Origin of the sequence: Clostridium sp. AF32-7AC, from assembly GCF_003477925.1 — a bacterium.
GTDB lineage: Bacteria > Bacillota > Clostridia > Lachnospirales > Lachnospiraceae > Otoolea > Otoolea fessa.
In genome coordinates, this window is record NZ_QUEG01000020.1 from 1 (window position 1) to 1,752 (window position 1,752).

At 49.8% G+C, this 1,752-nt stretch carries 1 rRNA gene; it reads left to right on the forward strand.

The features are described 5' to 3' along the window. Positions 1 to 92: 92 nt before the first annotated feature. Positions 93 to 1,752, forward strand: a 23S ribosomal RNA gene (locus tag DWZ45_RS14385); the annotation flags it as partial.

Below are 1,752 nucleotides of genomic sequence, written 5' to 3' on the forward strand. Positions count from 1 at the left end.
AAAACAAGCAATTATTAATTGTAAACACCATAAGCCAAAGATGCAACGCTATGCATCTGAGAGGAACACCGTACCCGCGGTGTGAATCAATTGGTTAAGCTAATAAGAGCGCAGGGTGGATGCCTTGGCACTAAGAGCCGATGAAAGACGTGATAAGCTGCGAAAAGCTTCGGGGAGGAGCAAATATCCATTGATCCGGAGATATCTGAATGGGGAAACCCGGCTGAGAAGACCTCAGTCATCCATACGCCAATACATAACGTATGGAAGGGAACCCGCTGAACTGAAACATCTAAGTAGGCGGAGGAAGAGAAAGAAACATCGATTCCCAAAGTAGCGGCGAGCGAAATGGGAAGAGCCCAAACCAGAGTGCGTGCACTCTGGGGTTACGGACTGCATAAGTGAGCTGATTCGTTAATGGAACGGTCCTGGAAAGACCGGCCAGAGAGAGTGAAAGCCTCGTACATGAAAACGATAGGCAGCGGCAGGATCCAGAGTACCGCGAGACACGTGGAACCTTGCGGGAATTCGGGGGGACCACCCCCCAAGGCTAAATACTCCTTAGTGACCGATAGCGCATAGTACTGTGAAGGAAAGGTGAAAAGGACCCCGGGAGGGGAGTGAAAGAGAACCTGAAACCCTGTGTTTACAAGCTGTGGAAGCACGTTAAGGTGCAACCGCGTACTTTTTGTAGAACGGTCCGGCGAGTTGCGGATGCTGGCGAGGTTAAGGAGTAAAGCTCCGGAGCCGAAGCGAGAGCGAGTCTTAATAGGGCGTAAAGTCAGCATGTGCAGACCCGAAACCGGGTGACCTATCCATGTCCAGGTTGAAGTTCCCGTAAAAGGGAATGGAGGACCGAACGCACATCCGTTGAAAAGGGTGGCGATGAGGTGTGGATAGGGGAGAAATTCCAATCGAACCCGGAGATAGCTGGTTCTCCTCGAAATAGCTTTAGGGCTAGCCTCGTATTAGTTTAGCGGAGGTAGAGCACTGAATTTCCTAGGGGGCGTCAAAGTCTACCGAAGAATATCAAACTCCGAATGCCGCATAAATGATGTACGGGAGTCAGACTGCACGAGATAAGTTGGGTAGTCAAAAGGGAAAGAGCCCAGACCTACAGCTAAGGTCCCAAAGTGTGTGTTAAGTGGAAAAGGATGTGGGATTTCGAAGACAACTAGGATGTTGGCTCAGAAGCAGCCACACATTCAAAGAGTGCGTAATAGCTCACTAGTCGAGAGGTCCTGCGCCGAAAATGTCCGGGGCTAAAACACAACACCGAAGCTTAGGAATGTAATTATACATTGGTAGAGGAGCATTCTTAAAGAGACGAAGCAGTACCGATAAGGAGCTGTGGATTTTTAAGAAGAGAGAATGCCGGAATGAGTAGCGAGATGGAGGTGGGAATCCTCCAGGCCGAATATCTAAGGTTTCCAGAGTAAAGCTGATCTGCTCTGGGTAAGTCGGGGCCTAAGGCGAGGTCGAAAGACGTAGTCGATGGATAACAGGTTGAAATTCCTGTACTGCATATCATCAGAACTGTGGGGACACAGAGAGATACCGGAACCTGGGAGTGAAGATACCAGGGCAAGCGAGGTAGGTGCTAAGCTGGCAAATCCGCTTAGTAAGCCGAAGACGTGATGCGGAGCGAATTAAAGTAGTGAAGTCCGGGATTCGAGCTGTCGAGAAAAGCCGCTATTGCGTGATATGTACCCGTACCGTAAACCGACACAGGTGGATGAGGAGAGAATCCTA